This is a genomic window from Streptomyces sp. NPDC002403 (genome assembly GCF_053593015.1).
The window spans coordinates 1-17,262 of the sequence record NZ_JBSFBQ010000047.1 but is presented as its reverse complement, the minus strand read 5'-3'; the positions used below and the strand labels follow the sequence as shown (position 1 = coordinate 17,262).

General features: G+C 68.0%; 16 protein-coding genes and 3 pseudogenes. 13 read left to right on the top strand and 6 right to left on the bottom strand.

What is annotated here, in order from left to right; translation table 11 throughout:
* Positions 1-25: 25 nt before the first annotated feature.
* The 7 genes and pseudogenes from ACWCPY_RS33935 to ACWCPY_RS33905 all read left to right on the top strand — a co-directional run bounded on the left by ACWCPY_RS33935 (position 26) and on the right by ACWCPY_RS33905 (position 4,554).
* Positions 26-838 (top strand): serine hydrolase, encoded by an 813-nt coding sequence (locus tag ACWCPY_RS33935; RefSeq protein WP_451271519.1) that lies wholly within the window; start codon positions 26-28, stop codon positions 836-838.
* A gap of 208 nt (positions 839-1,046) precedes the next feature.
* A pseudogene (locus tag ACWCPY_RS33930) lies at positions 1,047-1,334 on the top strand (site-specific integrase); the annotation flags it as partial.
* The gene (locus ACWCPY_RS33925) at positions 1,331-1,726 is read left to right on the top strand and encodes a hypothetical protein (RefSeq protein ID WP_451271517.1); all 396 of its coding nucleotides are present in this window, start codon (positions 1,331-1,333) and stop codon (positions 1,724-1,726) included. The pseudogene ACWCPY_RS33930 and the gene ACWCPY_RS33925, both read left to right, overlap by 4 nt.
* Before the next feature lie 296 nt (positions 1,727-2,022).
* On the top strand, positions 2,023-2,850 hold the full coding sequence (locus ACWCPY_RS33920; RefSeq protein WP_451271515.1) for an IS5 family transposase: 828 nt from the start codon (positions 2,023-2,025) through the stop codon (positions 2,848-2,850).
* Between the two features lie 12 nt (positions 2,851-2,862).
* A complete protein-coding gene (locus ACWCPY_RS33915) occupies positions 2,863-3,333 on the top strand; it encodes a hypothetical protein (RefSeq protein WP_376628540.1) in 471 nt (156 codons plus the stop codon).
* Positions 3,254-4,207 (top strand): NAD(+) diphosphatase, encoded by a 954-nt coding sequence (gene nudC, locus ACWCPY_RS33910; protein ID WP_351265290.1) that lies wholly within the window; start codon positions 3,254-3,256, stop codon positions 4,205-4,207. The genes ACWCPY_RS33915 and nudC overlap by 80 nt, the downstream gene beginning before the upstream one ends.
* 119 nt (positions 4,208-4,326) lie before the next feature.
* Entirely contained in the window at positions 4,327-4,554 is a 228-nt protein-coding gene (locus ACWCPY_RS33905; protein WP_351265293.1) for a hypothetical protein, read from the top strand.
* Positions 4,555-4,758: 204 nt separating this feature from the next.
* On the opposite strand, the gene ACWCPY_RS33900 is transcribed toward ACWCPY_RS33905, so the two are convergent.
* Genes ACWCPY_RS33900 through ACWCPY_RS33885 form a run of 4 tightly spaced genes read right to left on the bottom strand, consistent with a single transcriptional unit; the run spans position 4,759 to position 10,416 of the window.
* Positions 4,759-6,024, bottom strand: a complete 1,266-nt coding sequence (locus ACWCPY_RS33900) for an NAD(P)/FAD-dependent oxidoreductase (protein ID WP_451271512.1) — start codon at positions 6,022-6,024, stop codon at positions 4,759-4,761.
* Positions 6,021-7,457 carry an FAD-dependent oxidoreductase gene (locus ACWCPY_RS33895; protein WP_451271510.1) on the bottom strand — a complete coding sequence of 479 codons (1,437 nt, stop codon included), beginning with the start codon at positions 7,455-7,457 and terminating at the stop codon, positions 6,021-6,023. The genes ACWCPY_RS33900 and ACWCPY_RS33895 overlap by 4 nt, the downstream gene beginning before the upstream one ends.
* Entirely contained in the window at positions 7,454-8,887 is a 1,434-nt protein-coding gene (locus tag ACWCPY_RS33890; protein WP_451271508.1) for an FGGY family carbohydrate kinase, read from the bottom strand. Before ACWCPY_RS33890 ends, ACWCPY_RS33895 begins: the two co-directional genes overlap by 4 nt.
* The gene (locus ACWCPY_RS33885) at positions 8,884-10,416 is read right to left on the bottom strand and encodes an APC family permease (protein ID WP_451271506.1); all 1,533 of its coding nucleotides are present in this window, start codon (positions 10,414-10,416) and stop codon (positions 8,884-8,886) included. The genes ACWCPY_RS33890 and ACWCPY_RS33885 overlap by 4 nt, the downstream gene beginning before the upstream one ends.
* Positions 10,417-10,825: 409 nt before the next feature.
* Here ACWCPY_RS33885 and ACWCPY_RS33880 point away from each other — a divergent pair, with 409 nt between their 5' ends.
* The 5 genes and pseudogenes from ACWCPY_RS33880 to ACWCPY_RS33860 all read left to right on the top strand — a co-directional run.
* A complete protein-coding gene (locus ACWCPY_RS33880; protein WP_388670709.1) occupies positions 10,826-11,587 on the top strand; it encodes a DeoR/GlpR family DNA-binding transcription regulator in 762 nt (253 codons plus the stop codon).
* 203 nt (positions 11,588-11,790) lie between these two features.
* Positions 11,791-12,042 carry a hypothetical protein gene (locus ACWCPY_RS33875; RefSeq protein WP_451271503.1) on the top strand — a complete coding sequence of 84 codons (252 nt, stop codon included), beginning with the start codon at positions 11,791-11,793 and terminating at the stop codon, positions 12,040-12,042.
* A complete protein-coding gene (locus tag ACWCPY_RS33870; protein WP_451271501.1) occupies positions 12,039-12,695 on the top strand; it encodes an HAD family hydrolase in 657 nt (218 codons plus the stop codon). The genes ACWCPY_RS33875 and ACWCPY_RS33870 overlap by 4 nt, the downstream gene beginning before the upstream one ends.
* 860 nt (positions 12,696-13,555) lie before the next feature.
* On the top strand, positions 13,556-13,945 hold the full coding sequence (locus tag ACWCPY_RS33865) for a hypothetical protein (RefSeq protein ID WP_451271499.1): 390 nt from the start codon (positions 13,556-13,558) through the stop codon (positions 13,943-13,945).
* A gap of 120 nt (positions 13,946-14,065) precedes the next feature.
* Positions 14,066-14,745: pseudogene (locus ACWCPY_RS33860) on the top strand (helix-turn-helix domain-containing protein); the annotation flags it as partial.
* Between the two features lie 346 nt (positions 14,746-15,091).
* Here ACWCPY_RS33860 and ACWCPY_RS33855 read toward each other — a convergent pair.
* Positions 15,092-15,403, bottom strand: a complete 312-nt coding sequence (locus tag ACWCPY_RS33855) for a site-specific integrase (RefSeq protein WP_451271497.1) — start codon at positions 15,401-15,403, stop codon at positions 15,092-15,094.
* A gap of 186 nt (positions 15,404-15,589) precedes the next feature.
* On the opposite strand from ACWCPY_RS33855, the pseudogene ACWCPY_RS33850 reads away from it, so the two are divergent.
* Positions 15,590-15,718, top strand: a pseudogene (locus ACWCPY_RS33850) (XRE family transcriptional regulator); the annotation flags it as partial.
* A 318-nt stretch (positions 15,719-16,036) separates the two neighbouring features.
* On the opposite strand, the gene ACWCPY_RS33845 reads toward ACWCPY_RS33850, so the two are convergent.
* The gene (locus ACWCPY_RS33845) at positions 16,037-16,540 is read right to left on the bottom strand and encodes a GNAT family N-acetyltransferase (protein WP_073492597.1); all 504 of its coding nucleotides are present in this window, start codon (positions 16,538-16,540) and stop codon (positions 16,037-16,039) included.
* Positions 16,541-17,262 lie beyond the last annotated feature (722 nt).

Below are 17,262 nucleotides of genomic sequence, written 5' to 3'. Positions count from 1 at the left end.
AAGCTCCTTGCTCACCGTATTGGCCATGGCAACCCCGGCCTCGGCCGACACCGCCAGTGCCACGGAGGGGGGCGCGAGGGTCGTCTGCACCTCGAAGAGGCCGGGCCTGGCCTCCGAACTTTCCCGCGACATCACCAGTGCTCTCAGCGGGCGAGAGGGCACATCGTCCCTGGCTCTGTACGACCGGATCACCGGAACCACCTGCGAGTTCAAGGCCGACACGCACTTCGACTCTGCCAGCGTAGTGAAGGTTTCAGTGCTCGGATCACTGCTGCGGCAGGCCGAGGAGGCACACCGGAGACTGACTCCGCGGGAGGTGGAGCTGACCACCGCCATGATCACCAAGTCGGACAACGACTCCACCTCGGCCCTCTGGCACCAGATCGGCGCCGCCGGCTTCAGAAGGTTCCTCGCTCTGGCACAGATGCGGCATACCGTTCCCGGCCCCGGGAAGAGTTGGGGCCTCACCCAGATCACCGCCGGCGACCAGCTCCGGCTGATGCAGCTACTGACGACGGAGAACGCGGTGCTCGGCCCCGCGTCGCGCGGCTACGCCCTCGATCTGATGAATCGCGTCACGCCCGGCCAGAAGTGGGGGGTGCCCGCCGGATCACCCGCCACGGTAACGGTGCACGTCAAGAATGGCTGGCTGCCACGCAGCACCGGCGGATGGCGGGTCCACAGCGTGGGCGCCTTCACCGGCGACGGTCACGACTACGGCATGGCTGTCCTCTCCACCGGCAGCCGCACCATGGACTACGGCATAGGCACCATCGAAGGAGCGGCCCGCGTCATCCACCACGACCTGAGCGGCGCGGGTTCTGCGGCGAGCCGCTGACCGGAGGGCCACCGGGTCCGGCTGACGCTCCAGGTATCGGCTGCGACACCGAGTACCGGACTCCGCGCCGTCCAGCAAAGTGGACGTCGGAAGGGCCAACGGCTCATGGTCTACCCGGCCGGTGACGGAACGGTTCGCCGCATCTGGTGAGCAGACCGCCAGCCCTGGCCCTGCGGCGTCCGCCGGAAGCTCGGCCTCGACGCATCCGCCACGGAGTCGCGCGAGGCGAGGAAGTCGAGGTTCTCGGCGAGCAACGAGAGCGCGACACCAATCCCCCAGAGCCTCGATCCGGCCCCGCCCGGGAACGGGCTGGGACCTGCACGAGTACCGCCACTCAGCCCTCACCCACCTCGGCGAGCAGGGCGCCTCCCTGCTGATGCTGATGGCGAAGCCCTGGCGCAAGAAGCCGGAGAACGTCCGCCGCTACTTCAAGCCCTCTCCCAAAGCGATCTCGGAGCTGACAAGCCTGCTCGCCCCTGGCGATAGCAGACGATGAAGCACACGTGGTTCGTCGGCAGGGGATGCCCGCCGTCAGTTCGCTTCCGGCCCGAACCGGCGCTTGCACGACCAGACGACCCGCCCTCCTTCTTCAGGTATCTCGCCGACGGCGAGGTACAGCTGCACTTCGAGCCGGGCTTCGGCTACGAACCCGCCGGAGCACAGCCCGACCTGCTGCGCCCGGCGCTGGAGGCCGCCGGAGTCATCCCGCCGGAAGACTCCATCGACGCACTGCTCGGCAGGGACGAGGAGTTGCCGAGCGTCGAAGAGAAGCGTCGAGCGCTGAAGGCCGTCGGCGAGCACTTCGGGCTGTCACTGCCACGGCAGGCGATCACGAATGGACAGCTTCCTATGGTGGTCACCCGCACCTCACCCCCGTCCTCCTGGTGACCAGGAGCGTACTCACAGGCCCGAGGCGTCGGGCGGTCGGGAAAACCGGCCCGGGCGGTGCGAATGCTGCCGCGGCGACCAGCCACACACTTCGCACAGAGGGGTCGTTCCATTCCTCCCTGCGTTCAGGGAGGAACGCCCCTCGCCCCGTGGGGAGTGCAGAAGTCCGGGGGAGACTCAGGCGGCTCAGCTGAGAGGGCGTTGGGTGAGGCTATGTCCGTTTCGTCGTTGCACGTTCGTGTGGGGTCTTCGGGAACCGGTGGCGGTTGAGGCGTCCTCGGTGGTGCGCTGGCGCGGTGAGTGAGCGCAAGGCGTATCCGAGTGACGTGTCCGACGCGCAGTGGTCGCTGATCGAGCCGATCCTGCTGGCCTGGAAGGCCGCGCATCCGTCGAGTTCGGGGCATTCCGGCAGCTACGAGTACCGGGAGATCATGAACGCGATCTTCTACCAGAACCGGACCGGGTGTCAGTGGGCCTATCTGCCTCACGACCTGCCGCCGAGCTCTGCGACGTACTACTACTTCCAGACCTGGCGCAAGGACGGCACCGACCAGGCGATCCATGACATCCTGCGTGCCCAGGTCCGGGCCGCGGCGGGCCGCGCCGAGGATCCGTCGTTGGTGTCGATGGACACCCAGAGCAACCACGCGGCGGTGAACGTCCCGGCCGCCACGACAGGCAAGGATGCGAATAACAAGGTTCCAGGTCGGAAGCGTGGCCTGGCCGTGGATGTCATAGGGCTGATCATCGCGGTCGTCGTGGTGGCGGCCTGCGTCCACGACAACGCCATCGGCAAGCAGCTGCTGGACAAGGTCGCGCAGGCCGGGACCGTGCAGACCGCCCTGGTCGACCAGGGCTTCAAGTCCAGCGTGGTCGATCACGGCGCCGACCTGGGCATCAAGGTGGAGATCGTCAAACGCAGCCCCGACGACGTCGGGTTCGTCCCGCAGGCTAAATGCTGGGTATCCGAGCAGGTCAACGGCATCCTGATGTTGCACCGTCGCCTGGTCCGCGACTACGAGGCACTGCCGGCCAACGCCGAGTCCCGCGTGTACTGGGCGATAACGGCGAACATGTCCCGCAGGCTGACCAAGGAGTCGACGCCGACCTGGCGCGGAGCGTAGGAGGACCCGCCGATGTCACGCACCGCACTGGAGAGGATCGCCGACCGGGAACAGGCGATCGGCGACATCACCGAGCAGCTGTCCGCCGAGGTCAGCCAGCTCACCGCCCGCCTGGCCGAACTCGACGCGGAACGCGCCGACCTGGCAATCGCCCGCAAAGTCATCCTGTCCCTCGGCGACGACGAGCCCACCGGCGACCGGATGCCGGGCCTGCCCGACAACCCGATCTACCAGCAGATCCTCACCGCGCTCATCGACGCCGCAGCCCCGCAACGCTGCCGCGACCTGTGCCGCACCCTGGCCACCGGCACCGAGCCCACGCACATCTCCGGCATGCGCAACAAGCTCAAGCGTCTGACCAGCGCCGGCCTCGTCGTCGAGACCGAGCTCGATACCCCAGTTGGTGGACGCCCACTATCGTGGAATCTGCGCAGGACAGGACGGGCTAGGGGGAACCTTGTATTACAGCGGCTTGGGGCTTGACCGGGTTGGCGGCCGGCGTACCGACTCGGAGTGGGTCGCCGGGCTGTTGACGAGCCCCAGTACCCAGGTGATTCCCTTGTGGCGGGACCACTGTCTGGTCCGCGACGACAGGCCCATCCGGCTGCCGCTGGCCGAGGCGCGGGGCATCCTCGACGCCGCCGACGACCAGGTGTTTCTCGGCCTGGACGGAGAGGCCGCGGTGTTCGCGGCCGACGTGTCCCGCGTCGACCGGTCCAACGCCGTCGAACTGGCCACCGCGGACACGGTGCTGGAGGTGCGAGCCATGGTTCCCACCATCACGCCGGACGAGGCGGGCCTGCTCGCGTATGCCCGTGGAATCCTGCACTGGAACCGGAATCAGCGGTTCTGCGGCGCGTGCGGCGGTCCGGCCGTCCCCAGCAACGGTGGCCACCTGCGGACCTGTCAGGACTGCGGAAAGCTGCTCTTCCCGCGGATCGAACCGGCCGTGATTGTGCTGGTCGAACTACCCGGCACGCCTCGGCGCTGCCTGCTCGGCCGGCACGCGGGATCCGGTCCGGACCGCTTCAGCACGCTGGCTGGGTTCGTCGAGATCGGGGAGAGCCTCGAGGACGCGGTGCGCCGCGAGGTCGCCGAAGAGGCCGGTGTCGAGGTGGGGACGATCACCTATCAGGGATCCCAGTCCTGGCCGTTCCCATCCGGGATGATGATCGGGTTCCGCGCCGAGGCCGTTTCCGACCGGATCGACGTGGACAACGTGGAGGTGGTGGAGGCACGTTGGTTCACGGCGGCCGAACTTCGGTCGCGAATTACGGACTCCGCTGTCGGCGGGCCCTACCGGGTCGACTCGATCGGCAAGGTGCTCATCGACCAGTGGTTGGCCGACGTGGAGTGAGTCAGCTTGCCACACTGTTGGGGGGAATGTGAGCCGAACTCGACGCGGAACGCGCCGACCTGGCAATCGCCCGCAAAGTCATCCTGTCCCTCGGCGACGACGAGCCCACCGGCGACCGGATGCCGGGCCTGCCCGACAACCCGATCTACCAGCAGATCCTCACCGCGCTCATCGACGCCGCAGCCCCGCAACGCTGCCGCGACCTGTGCCGCACCCTGGCCACCGGCACCGAGCCCACGCACATCTCCGGCATGCGCAACAAGCTCAAGCGTCTGACCAGCGCCGGCCTCGTCGTCGAGACCGAGCCCGGACTGTTCGCAATCCCCACACCCAGAACAGCCGACTGACCGCGTGACCTGCCCACACACCGTCACAACGACGAAACGGACATAGCCTCACTCAACGCCCTCTTAACACAGGTTATGCGCTTCTCCCAGAACGATCCTGCGCGATGGGCCCTCCAGGGTCCGCGCAGCAAGAAGCGCGTACCGCACCGGCGAGTAGCGGCTGCCTGATCGCGGCACGTCCCCGCCCCCTCGCCCCAACCCGCCCTATTCGCGCGAGTTGTAAGTGGTGATGTGGACGGGACCCCCGGTGTAGGAGATCCCGTCGAGGACCGAGGACGGGATACGGAAGACCCGGCCCGGGGCCGCAGGCCAGGCGAGGGTCCGGCGGGCGACGATACGGCCGTCCTGGCGGACCGTCACCTTGGGGAAGCGGACGAATTCGTCCGTCCAGAGCAGGAGCCGGTCGCGGGCCGGAGCCGGATCGCCGGGGCGGAGGATCTGCGGTGCGATCCAGCGGAACGGGGCGTCGGCGATCAGACGGACCCCCTCGGCCGGCTCATGCCTTCCGTCCAGGTGGTTGATGACCTGCTGGGCGACGTGCTTCCCGTCGAGGGCGGCCACGTCAGCGGTGTCAACGGGATGGAGCATGTTGCCGGCGGCGAAGACTCCGGGTCGGCTGGTCCGCAGCGCGGTGTCTGTGAGGGGGCCGAGGGTGCGTTCGTCGAGGGTGATGTCCGCGGAGCGCACGAGTTCGTGGTCGGGGATCCAGTCGCCGCTGAAGACGACGGTGTCGCATTCGACGGTTCGGCGCTTGCCTGTGTCGAGGTTCTCGATCTCGACAGCCTCGCAGCGGCCCTTGCCCATGACCTGGGTAACACGGCTGCGGGTGACGACCGGAACGCGGAGGATGGTGCGGCCGGCAGCGTTGAAGGCGCCGTAGGACTCTGCCTTCGGGTACTTGCTGATCATGAGCGCGGGGGTGCAGCCGGCTTCGCGGAGGGTCATGGCCGCGGACCAACTGACTAGTTCGCCACCGACGATGACGGCCCGCTTGCCGACGGGCTGATGGTGGAGGTGGACGAGGTTTTGGAGTTGTCCGGTGGTGTAGACCCCGTGGGGGCGATCTCCAGGGATGCGGCGTGCGGTGCGGGGCCTTTCGCGGGCGCCGGTCGCCAGGACGATGGCCCGGGCACGAATCTGGTAGCGCCCCTCGGGGCTGGTGACGTCAACGGTGTGCTGATCGGACCAGCCGGTGACCATGGTGCTGGTGCGGATCTCCGCTCCGGACCGTGCGGCCCGGTCGGCTAGGTGGCGGGCGTAGGCGGGGCCGGTCATCACACGGCGTAGGTCTCGCAGGCCGTATCCGGTGTGGTCGCTGTGCCGGGGAATGCCGCCGGCCTGCTTCTCCCGGTCGACGACCAGGACCTGCCCGGCGCCGCGGTCGGCGATTTCGGCGGCTGCGGTGAGCCCTGCGGGGCCGCCTCCGATGACGAGGACATCGGGCTCGATGAGGGGCAGCTGGTGGGTCATCGGTTGTCCTTGTGCTGGCTGCAGCAGCCGTCGTTGGTCTGGTGTCGGGTGTGCAGGGCCGCGACGGCCGCGCCGCAGAAGAAGCCCTGGCAGCGGCCGTTCATGGCCCGGGTGCGTCTGCGCAGCCCTTCCAGAGTGCGCGCGGGCACCGGGGCGTGGCAGGCGTCGCGGATCTCACCCTCGGTGACCCGTTCGCAGAAGCAGACGATGGTGCCGTAGGCGGTGTCCGCGGCAATCAGGTCGGCGTCTTGGTAGGGGCGTGTAGTGGCTTCGCCGATGTTCGGCATCCGGGGCGGAGCGGGCAGGTTGCTGCGGCTGCGGAGCCCGGCACCGGCTTCCGACAGGAGCCCGGCGACGTGTTCGGCGATGGCGATGCCCGCTGTCAGTCCGGTGGAGCGAATGCCGCCCACAAGGAGGTATCGCTGCTCGGGGGTGGCTTCGATGAGGTAGTCGTCGCGGTCGATCGCGGCGCGCAGTCCGGCGTAGCTGGCGGTGACCTCCTCGGTGAGCAGGCTCGGCATGAGCCGCGCGCCCTTGCTGAGGAGGAAGTCGTAGCCGTCCTCGGACGTGGAGGTGTCGGTGCGGTCGGTGAGGTCCTCGGCGGTGGGGCCGAGCATGACGTTGCCGTAGATCGTCGGGGAGATGAGCACTCCCTTACCGCGGGAGGAGGGAACCGGCAGGACGATCTTGTCGGCCTTGGGCCGTGCCAGCTTGTCGAACACGAACAGCTCGCCGCGTCGGGGGGTAACCGTGAAGCGGTCATGGCCGAAGAGCCGGTCGATCGTGTCGGCGCCGAGGCCTGCCGCGTTGACGACCCAGCGGGCTCGCACGTCGCCCTGGGAGGTGTGCAAGGTTGTCGCGTCGTCGCGCACGTCGATGCCGGTCACGGCGTGTTCGAGCAGGATCGTCGTCCCGCGTTGCCTGGCGTCGGTGGCCAGGGCGAGGTTGGTGGTCCATGTGCAGATGATGGACTCGTCGGGAACCGTCAGGCCTCCGAGCACGCCTTTGCCCAGATCGGGCAGGACCTGGTACACCTCATCCGCGTCCACGATGTGGCAGTGCTTGTACCCGTTGGCCTCGGCCTTTTCCTTCAGGCCAGGCAGGGCGTCGAGCTCTTCCTGGTTCCAGGCCACCAGCACGGCGCCGGTGTGCTCGACGGGGATGCCGGTGGCCTTGGCGTAGTCGCTCAGCAGGTGGTAGCCGCGAGCCACGAGCCGGGACTCCAAGGTGCCCGGTTTCGCGTCGAAGCCTGTGTGCAGGATGGCGGTGTTTGCCTTGCTGGTTCCGTCTCCGACGTCGTCGCGGGCTTCGAGCAGCGCCACGGAGACGTCGTAGCCGGACAGTTCGCGTGCGATGGCCGAGCCGACAATGCCTCCTCCGATCACCACGATGTCGAAGACCTCGGGGTGGGGACGGTGGGGGGTGGGGGTCATGAGTGGTCTCCCTTGGTGGCACACGCCTCGGCGGCCTGTGCCCATGTGGTGCGGAACTCCTGGGCCCGGTCTTCGGACCAGCGGGGTTCGTAGACGGTCGCCGGTTGCCAGTCGCCGACGGCCTCTTCGAGGCTGATGGCGGGGTCGAGGGCGCAGCGGGCGAGCGCGGCAGCGCCGAGGGGTGTGGCGTGCGCGTTGGGGTAGATGTCGACGGGGAGCTGGGCGATGTCGGCCTGGGCCTGCATGAGGGCGGCGGAGTTGGTCAATCCGCCGTCGGCGCGCAGCCGGTTCAGGGGCTGGCCGAGGTCTCGGCCGACTAGGGCCGTCAGCTCGGTGACCTGGGCGGCTATGCCCTGGAGCACGGCCAGGATGAGGTGCTCACGGCGGGTGGCCAGCGTGATGCCGGTGAGGGAGGCCGTGGCCTCGGAAGCCCACCACGGAGCGGCGAGTCCTGCGAATGCCGGGACGCACATGACGCCGTTGCTGTCTTTCGCGACCAGCGCGTCGATTTCGGTGGCGGACTGAAGAAGACCGAGGTCCTGCAGCCAGCGCACGGCCGATGCCACGGTGTAGACCTGGCCGTCCACGCAATACAGGGTCTGCCCCGCGGCCTGCCAGGCCACCGACGTCGTTAGGCCCGCGCTGGAGCGCACGGGGTTCGATCCTGTGTTTGCCAGCAGGAACGCGCCCGTGCCATAGGTGCACTTGGCTGTGCCCTGCTCCAGGCATGCCTCGGCGACCAGAGCGGCCTGCTGGTCAACGATCAGGCCGGCCACGGGCATCTCTTGTCCGAAGGCGCGCGTGGTGCCGACCACCTCGTCGCTGCCGACGATGCGGGGCAGCCGCTCGTCGCCGAGGGAGAACAGATCAGCTAGACGCCCGTCCCACGCCGCACCGTCCAGGTCGAAGATCAGAGAACGGCTGGCGGTGGAGGCGTCGGTGACGAACTCTCCTGTCAGGTGGTGCACGAGCCAGGTGTCGGTGGTGGTCACCACCCCGTCACGGGTGAGGTTGCGGCGCAGCCACGCCATCTTGGGCGCGGAGAAGTAGGGGTCGAGAACGAGACCGGTGCGCTGCGCGATGGCCTCGCGGTGCTCGGCCAGCTCGGCACAAATGCTCTCCGCACGGCTGTCCTGCCAGACGATCGCCGGGGACAGCGGCGTTCCCGTGGCTTCGTCCCAGGCCAGGACGGTCTCTCCCTGGTTGGCCAGGGCCACGCCGTCAATGGACCGGCCGGCCATGCTCACGGCCCGGCGGCCGGCGGTGAGGACGGAATCGAGCAGTTCGTGCGGATTCTGCTCGACACCCCCTCCGGGCAGGTAGGTGGGGCGGATGGTCTCCTCGGCTATGGCGACCGTTCCGTCTTCGGCGTCGACAACGATGGCTTTGGTTCCCGAGGTGCCCTGGTCGATGGCGAGGATCGTGGTCATCGCTGGGCCCCTTCCGTGTCGGCCGCGGAGGGTGCGGTGGCGTTGTCCAGGGCACGGTCGACGTCGGCCATGTCCGGCATGGTCAGGGCGGCGCGGCCGCGCCGGACGAGGAGCACCGCCAGGTAGACGGCGCCGATCCCGCACAGCACCAGGACGTAGGCCCAGGGACCGCGGAAGGAAGCGTCCCGGAAGATGAGCAGTTCGTACACCAGCCAGACCCCGGCCAGAAGCAGGACCGGGACCTCCCACCGCCCCAGGGAGAAGCCGCGCGACGGCGGCAGGGAGGAGCGTTTGGCCGCGTACATCGCGACCGTGCCGGCGTAGATGACGGCGGGCAGCAGGGTGGCGGCGGAGAACAGCTGGAACAGGGCGTCGGTGGAACGGGAGAAGATCGCGAGAACGATCTGCGCGATGAGCATCATGAACACCGTGGCGTTCAGCGGCGTCGCCGTCCGCGGGTGGATGCGCTTGAGCAGGCGCCATCCGGGGAAGCGCTCGTCCCTGGACATCGCGTAGACCAGGCGGGTTCCGCTGAGGGTGATCACCAGCCCGCAGGAGAAGATCGAGACCACGACGAGGACCAGGAGGCTCTTCCCCACCACGGACCCGAGCACAGCGGTGATCACGGTGGCCACCGGGGTGGCCGACTCGGCGGCGCCGTCGACCCGGCCGACGGCGGCGGTCACGGCGACCAGGAAGAGAAAGCCGAGAACGCCCAGGGAGAGGACGGCCTGGACCATCGCCTTGGGGATGACGCGGGCGGGGTTCTTGGTCTCCTCCGCCAGGTTTGCCGCGGACTCGAATCCGACGATGGTGAAGGCGCCGAGCAGGAACGCCAGGGCGAAGGGGCCGGCGTGGGTTCCGCCGCCCAGACCGTAGTAGCCACTCTCCGGGATCGTCGCGGTGTCGAACAGGTGGGCGAAGTCGAGCTTGCCGGTGAAGTAGCCCACCGCGAACAGGAGCGCCGTCAGCGTGATCATGCCGATGAGCTGCGCTGTCACCGCCGCGCTGTTGACCTTGTGCGTGATGCGCGTGGACGCGGCGACCAGCAGGGCCTGCAGCAATACCACGCCGGCCGTGATGGCCCAGGCGTTCTGTGTCGTGCCGACGTACTGGAACAGCTCGGGGAGAATCGTGGAGGCGATCGTGTAGTCCACTGCGACCACGACGACCCCGAGGAAGGCGAACGAGATCCAGCCCATGATCCAGCCCCACACGGGCCCGACGATGCGCGATACCCACTGGTAGGAGTAGCCGCTGATCGGGATGCGCGCCGCCAGCGCTCCGAAGACGAGGGCGACGCAGAGCTGGCCGATCACGGAGATCGGCCAGGCCCAGATGCCGCGCGGGCCCGAGGTGGCGAGCACCGAGCCGTAGGCCGTGAAGATCCCTGTCGCGATCGACACGAACCCGAATGCCACGGAGAACGAGGCGTACCAGCCCAGCTCCCGCGCCATCACCTGGTTCGCCCCGCCCTGCTGTCCCTCAGCCGTTCTTGGCGCTTGAGCACCTGCTTCTGATTTGGCCATGACCTCGTTCCCTGCTTCAGAGTGCCCCGCCGTCGCCGCGGAAGCCAGTGGGTGATCGAAGAACCGAATGCGGTCGGCATCAAGGCCCGCCTCGCAGGAATGCGCTGGAGCCTGTTCGTGGGGATGGCCGCGAGGACCTGCGGTCCGCGCCACCTCGACGCCGGTCGACAGCCCACTCGTGACCGTTTATGTGGACTATTGACTGCTGAGAGTGTGGACCCCTGCCCGTTTTCCGTCAAGGGTTAGCACTCCCGACCTGATGAACGACCGCTGATCGCCTAGCAGAAGACACCTTGAGCTGCGGAGAAGAATAGGTTTCTGAGGCCGTTGGCGATGTGCTCCGCACGTCACATGAGCCCTAGAATGCAGTCAGGGTTCCACAGAAACAGTCAATCAGAGAGGGCTGGATGTGCTAGCAGCCGAGCGTCACCGCAGGATCGTCGCCGAGATCGCTCGGCTCGAGTTCATCACGACGGACGACCTGACCAGCCTGCTGAGCGTCTCCCACGAGACGATCCGCAGAGACCTCGCCCTCCTCGAGCGCCGCGGCGAGCTGGCGCGTGTCCACGGAGGGGCCACCGCCGTTCGGTCACCTGTCGGGGAGGAGGCCTCCTTCAACGAGCGCAGAGGCGCTTTCCTCGCCGCGAAGCAGGCTATCGGCCGAGCCGCAGCAGCCCTGATCGAACCCAACCAGACGGTCGTCATCGATGTCGGTACCACGGCCCTGGAGGTGGCCCGCGCTCTGCCCGCCGACCACGCCGGCGTCATCGCCACCCCTTCCCTGCTCGTGGCCGCCGAAGTCAGCTCCCGCCCGCAGGTCGAGGTCCTGGTCAGCGGCGGGCGGCTGCGCGGTGGCGACCTGGCCTGCTCCAATGCCCAGGCCGTCGAGTTCTTCGACAATCTGCGCGCGGACGCGGTCTTCCTGGGCTCCGGAGGCATCGCCTCCTACGGACTGACCGATTTCCACCTCGACGAAGTCGCGACGAAGCGCACCATGCTCGCCAACGCGTCCCACCGCTACGTGCTCGCCGATTCCAGCAAGTTCGGACGCACGGCCGCCCACCGCGTCTGCGAACTCGACGGCTTCGACACCCTCATCACCGACAGTCCTTGCCCGGACGGCCTGAGCGACGCCCTCGCCGCGGCGGGCGACAACATCGTCGTGGCCTGAAGGCGATACAGCCAACCGCTCCCTTCGGCGCCGGCAGTCCCCCTCGCCTCCGGCGCGGCAGGGGTTCGGCCCCTCTGAAGAGCGTCGCGCGGAATCCGGCCGTTGCGCCAAAGACGATCCATCGGCATGCCCGCCGGGACCTCCCCTTGACTCCCACCAGCCACCGCATCCACAATCGCAGACCACAACGGTCAACTTTCCACATGTTCGGGCAATCGGAGTGGCAGCGCATCATGGCAGGACCGAAACCGACGCGCCGCAACCGGCCTTCCGCAGCCAAAGGCGCCGACGCAGCAACGCAGGCGCTCGAGATCTTCGGCCGTACCGACGTCGGTCTCGCCTCGGTGGGCGCTGTCCACTGCGAGAGCTCCGCTGTCACGATGGTCGTCGAGGTGAGCGCGCTCGCTGCCGTAGACCTTCTCGTCCAGATGAAAGCCGACGCCTCCCCACAGTGAACCCAGCCAACGAAATCACTTCGATCTTCGACCTCGACGGCGTCCTGACCAGTGAGGACACGATGTCCTCACTGGTGAGAGCTCGTCTGGCAGCCCGCCCCCTCCGGTTCGCCGCTGCAATCCCACCGTTCTTGCTCGCCTCGGCAGCACCGCCCGACGGCGCGCTGAAGCCCGCGATGAACCGGGCGATCGTGGCCTTGACACTGCGCGGAATGACCCGCAGCCAGTACGAGGAACTGGCAGCCGTGACGGGCCGGGCCATGGCAGCCCGGACAGCGGTCAGACAAGCTGTGGCAAGGTGCCAATGCGCCCGCGGTCGTGGTCCGACCGTCGTGGCGACAGCCTCGGAGGAGAACCTCGCGCGTGCATTTCTGGACGGCGTCGGGTTGCAAGGCATCCCTCTGGCCGCTTCCCGGCTCGACTTCACCCCACGGGGGCCCCGACTCATCGCCCACAACGTGGGCGAAGCAAAGATCGATGCCGTCCGGGCGCTGGGGTTCGCCCCAGAGGACGCACTCCTGTACACCGACTCGGCCAGCGACCTCCCGCTCGCCCGTATCGCCCGCCGGACCGTCACTGTCAACGCCGCCCGCCGCTCGGTCGCGAAGCTCACCGACGCTTCCGCAGACATCCGCCACGAGCGCTGGCGCTGAGGCGACACAAGCTGTCCCAGGTTTCCCTTTCCATGACCACCACTGCCGCATCCAGCAGCGAGATGGCCATACAACCGCCGCCCGGCCCGCCAGGAGACCGAGATGCGTTGCTGGATGCGACGGCCCCGGCCGGCTGCGGAATGGCGACTCTCCTGCGCGCCGGAGCCAATCACGCGGCAGTCCCCGGCGAAATACTTGGCCGCCTTCCGCAGAATCTCGCGTTCCTCCTCCAGCTCGCGCACCTTCTTGCGCAGAGCAGCGTTCTCTGCTTCCAGCGGCGTGGGCGGGTCGGTCGGCGCCTCCGCCCGCCGTCCGCGGGGCCGGCTCACGCCGGCTGCCCGGACCCAGTTCCGCAGAGTCTCCGGGTTGACTGACCCCCAGGTCAGCGGCGATCGACCTGATCGTCGCTCCTGGCCGCGACTCGTACAACGCGTCCGCGTCCGCCTTGAACTCTGGCGGATAGTTCCTCATGACCGCGGGACATCTGTTCTCCTGAACCATCAAGATCCAAGTGTCTCGGGTGTCCAGGATTCGTGGTCAAGGCCCTCCGACGCCGTACGACAAGCGCTCTACATCGTCGCGAACGCGTACCACCACGCATGGGAAACCGGCGGCTACCCGCCCGGAAAGGTGCCGCAGATCACCGCCCCACCTACGCGCCCCGTACGACGCCCGGCAGGCACTGACCAGGCCGTATGACGCACAAGCGGCACCCGTACGACACGCTGCGCGCCGCTGTGCGACAGTGCGCGGCGCAACTGTACGACCGAACGGGCCGAGCGTCGTACGCGCGCCCGAACGCAACCATCCGCACGCCCCATCTGTCACACCTTGCACAGACCTACGTACGGAGTGCCATCGTGAAACCCGCTGCTGTCCTGCTCGCCGCTGCCGCGCTGCTCGCCCTGACCGCCTGCTCGGCCGAGGAGAAGGACGTCACGAAGCCCGCACCGAAGGAGACGACCGTCGACCACTCGGCCGCCGAGAAGGCCGCGGGCATTCCACCCGCTCCGATCGGCGACGCCCGCGATGCATACCTAGACGCGATTGCGGCCGTTGACCCGCAGATCATCGTGGACGAGCAGAAGGCGATCGACGCCGGGCGGAACCAGTGCTCCTCGCTTGCGCACCCGACCGACAAAATCGACTGGGCCGCAGCACAGCGGTTTGGGAACGACGCCCACCCGTTGACCGACGCACAAGGCAAAGCGCTGAACGAGGCGCTGCGCAAAACCCTGTGCCCGAAGTGACGTTGCCCGCCGATATCGATCTGTGATCGAATCACGGCGACCCCGGCATGCCCGGAAACGCCCTGCCGCACCCTCCTTGAGTTCTAGTGGTTGTCGCAACACCCCAGCTCAAGGGGTGCGATGGACTTCGAGGTTCGCAAGGACCGGAAGCCGCAGGGAAGGAAGAAGCTGACCCGGGAGCGGGCGGCCTACTTCCAGCTCATGCAGCAGGGGTACAGCAGTTCGGAAGCCTGAGTCGGATCGTCGGGATCGACCGGCGGACGGGCAAGAAGTGGCGCAACGGAACACATGCGTCCGGCGGCCGGAAGGCGCTGCCTCCAATGAATCAGGAGCCAGCGCCTTCCGGCCCGTCGCGGTACCTGCGCGAATCTGACCGCATCCACATCGCCGACCGGCTACGGGAGAAGGCCACCGTCCGCGCGATAGCCGCCGAGCTAGGCCGCAGCCCGTCCACAGTCAGCCGGGAGATCCGCCGCAACCGGCACCCGGTCAACGGCCAGTACCGGCCGCACGCGGCCCAGGCCCGCGCCGATGCCCGCCGGCCCCGCCCCAAGCCCGGGAAGATCGGTCAAAACCCGCGGCTGCGGGACTTCATCGAGGGAGTCCGGTTGCGCCGACGGCACCGCACGACCGTCCCAGATCCGGCCGCGGCCCGGGCGCCGGATCTGGTCGGCCGCGACTTCACCGCCCAAGTTCCGAACGCGAAGTACGTCGGCGACATCACCTACCTGCCCCTCGACGGCGGGAAGTTCTGTTACCTGGCGACCGTCATCGACCTCGCCTCGCGGCGTCTGGCCGGCTCGCATCGTCCGCTGGATCTTCCACAAGCACTCCCGGCTCAGCTGGAGGGAACTGCGCCGTCGGTTCTGCCAACCGGGCAGCTGGAAGCTCATCTGCGACGGAGTCGAGTTCACCGGCGCATCCAGCGTCAAAGTGGTCCGCTACCGCTACCGCGGCAGCAACATCCCGACCCCGTGGACACCACGACCGGCAGCCGCCAGCACAGGCGGCTGACCACCGGCCAAGGCACGTGGAGCGCCCTTGCATGGAAACACGCACGGCGGGTGCGGCGGGCGGGTCGGGGAAACGGACTGGTCGCAAGGCCAGTACCGCGCCCCGGTCCGACCCAGCCGCAAACGACGGGTGTCACGTGCGGCGACGTGCGGCGGGGTCGCGTCCGGCGACGTGCCGGGCGACCGCGTCGACGCCGGGACGGGCGTAGTGCTCCAGGGAACGGACCGAGGCGTGGCGGGAGCGGGCCAGCAGCATCGGGGTGGAGGTGCCGTCCTTGGCGTCGTGCGTCAGAGCGCTGTGTCGGAGCCGGTGGAGTGTCCAGCCGTCCAGGTCCTCGATGTCTTCGGGTGAGGCGAGGGGGTTGGCCAGGAGCCGGGTGTTCTCCTCGAAGATCTCTTCGGCCCGGCGGCAGGAGAGCCGGGCTCGTCCGGTCTCGGGGCACACGTCAAGTGTCGGTGTTCCGGCCGGGGCCTTGCGGTCGGAGACGAACAGTGGGCCGCCAGTTCAAAGCTGCCCAAGTACCTGCTCCAGACCGCGGAGCGACTGGACACCGAAGGCGCGTAAACAGTCGAGCACCGCGCTCGCGGAGACCACAGCGCACCGTGCAGCAGGTTGGAAAAGGCTCAGTGCCTGCCTCACTGGCTGGGCAGCGCCGACGGTGGCGCGATTGAACTTCTCATCCTGTTCGGCCTGCAAGGGATGCGTGCCCACGTACGCACCGACCCTCATCGATCGCCGCAGGCCGGGAGCCACCGGTGAACTCAGCGAGAGATTCTGTATACGCGTCGGTGACGCCGGCCTTCTCGAGGAAGACGACCGGGCCGTGGTCGCTGTAGGCGACGCCCGGGGAGCTCACGTTGAGCAGCCAGGCAATCGCACGACACGGCAGGCGAGTTGAGGTCAACATGCTCGGGCACGTACAATAAAGACAACAGAGCCTCCGGGAACCACTTGGAATGGGATCGCACCCCCGAGCTACCTGGAGGCCCTGCATTCGCGCGCGGAAACCGCCGCAGTCACCCGATCGAGACTCCCGTTCGATCGACAGCCTTCGAGATCGGTACGGGCAACAACCACTTACGTGTCGGGATGCTCCGGCAGGGCGAGCCAGTCCGACCAGGAGATCTCGCGGCCGAGGAAGCGCGGCTGCTCGAACGGCCAGTCGGCGGCGATCCACTGCGGCACCAGCGCGTCGAGGGCCTGCTCGACCTTGCTGCCCACCAGCTCGTCCACCACCCACCAGGAGATCTCGCCGTCCGCGCCGGCCCTCTCCGGTGGGTCGATGTAGACACAGCCGAGCAGAGCTGTCTCCGCCGCGTCGAACAGCGCGTAATTGAAAGACTGGTGTGCGGCGATCTCCTTCTCGTGCCGCAACAGGTCGGCCTGGTCGGCCTCGTAGGTCATGGTGGCCGCGGGCCAGCCCCAGGCCGGGCCGAAGATGGTCCACAGCCGCTCGCGCGAACCCATCACAGCCGGATAGTCGAGCGGGGTGTCCGCCTCCCGGATCGGCCGCAGGTGATGGCCACCGCCCGGCAGCGGTACCAGGACGGGGTGGACGAAGTCATCGGGAAGCCAGCTCATGGCGCCCGACCGTAGCAGCGCGCGGCCGTCCGCTCCACTGGAATTTCCCCGTGTACCGCCAGGCCCTGCTCTCATGCCGGGCAGGGCCCGCGATCACCCGATCGAGACTCCCGTTCGATCGACAGACTCCATGATCGGTATGGCAACGGCTTCTAAACACCGCTCTGCTCTGAGCGCGCTACTTGGCCAGGCTGCCCAAGTAGCGCGCTCAGTGTCACTCTCCCGCGGCCAGTACCTCTCTGGCGCGGACTGCAAAGGCTTCACAAGCGAGCTCTGCAACCTCGCCTCGGGCGAGCATGTCGGCCTTATCCGCAGCGAAAAAATCTCTCGTGTCTTCACCTGGATCTCAGCAGCCTGCTCGGCGAGGTGAGGTGTCTGCGGGCCAGGCGCGACAAGACGGAGCCGGAAGACGCTACTACGGACCTCGGCGTAGAGCCGGTATGACTCGGACCGGGCTGGGAGGGCCGCCTCGGAGTCGGGTCCTAAATGTTGGCTCGTCCACCGGTCGTACTGTGCCTGCCGATAGTCCTCTGCCAGGGCAAGGAAGTCAGCACATGCATCGAGGAGACGCTGGTGGCGTCGTTCTCGGTCAGCGCGGGCTGCGGACCGGACTGCGGTCTTCTCCTGGTATTGATCCGAAACGCTTTGGGTTCAGGCTCGTTTACGGTGTGTGAGTGATCTGGTGGGGGATGCGCGGGCCTGGTCGCCGGACGCGCAGGAGG

Bases quoted from the DNA above. Each gene is read 5' to 3' on its own strand.
- ACWCPY_RS33935 (WP_451271519.1), top strand. From the start codon at position 26: ATGGCAACCCCGGCCTCGGCCGACACCGCCAGTGCCACGGAGGGGGGC.
- ACWCPY_RS33925 (WP_451271517.1), top strand. From the start codon at position 1,331: ATGAAGCACACGTGGTTCGTCGGCAGGGGATGCCCGCCGTCAGTTCGC.
- ACWCPY_RS33915 (WP_376628540.1), top strand. From the start codon at position 2,863: ATGTCACGCACCGCACTGGAGAGGATCGCCGACCGGGAACAGGCGATC.
- ACWCPY_RS33905 (WP_351265293.1), top strand. From the start codon at position 4,327: ATGCCGGGCCTGCCCGACAACCCGATCTACCAGCAGATCCTCACCGCG.
- ACWCPY_RS33900 (WP_451271512.1), bottom strand. From the start codon at position 6,024: ATGACCCACCAGCTGCCCCTCATCGAGCCCGATGTCCTCGTCATCGGA.
- ACWCPY_RS33895 (WP_451271510.1), bottom strand. From the start codon at position 7,457: ATGACCCCCACCCCCCACCGTCCCCACCCCGAGGTCTTCGACATCGTG.
- ACWCPY_RS33890 (WP_451271508.1), bottom strand. From the start codon at position 8,887: ATGACCACGATCCTCGCCATCGACCAGGGCACCTCGGGAACCAAAGCC.
- ACWCPY_RS33885 (WP_451271506.1), bottom strand. From the start codon at position 10,416: ATGGCCAAATCAGAAGCAGGTGCTCAAGCGCCAAGAACGGCTGAGGGA.
- ACWCPY_RS33875 (WP_451271503.1), top strand. From the start codon at position 11,791: ATGTTCGGGCAATCGGAGTGGCAGCGCATCATGGCAGGACCGAAACCG.
- ACWCPY_RS33845 (WP_073492597.1), bottom strand. From the start codon at position 16,540: ATGAGCTGGCTTCCCGATGACTTCGTCCACCCCGTCCTGGTACCGCTG.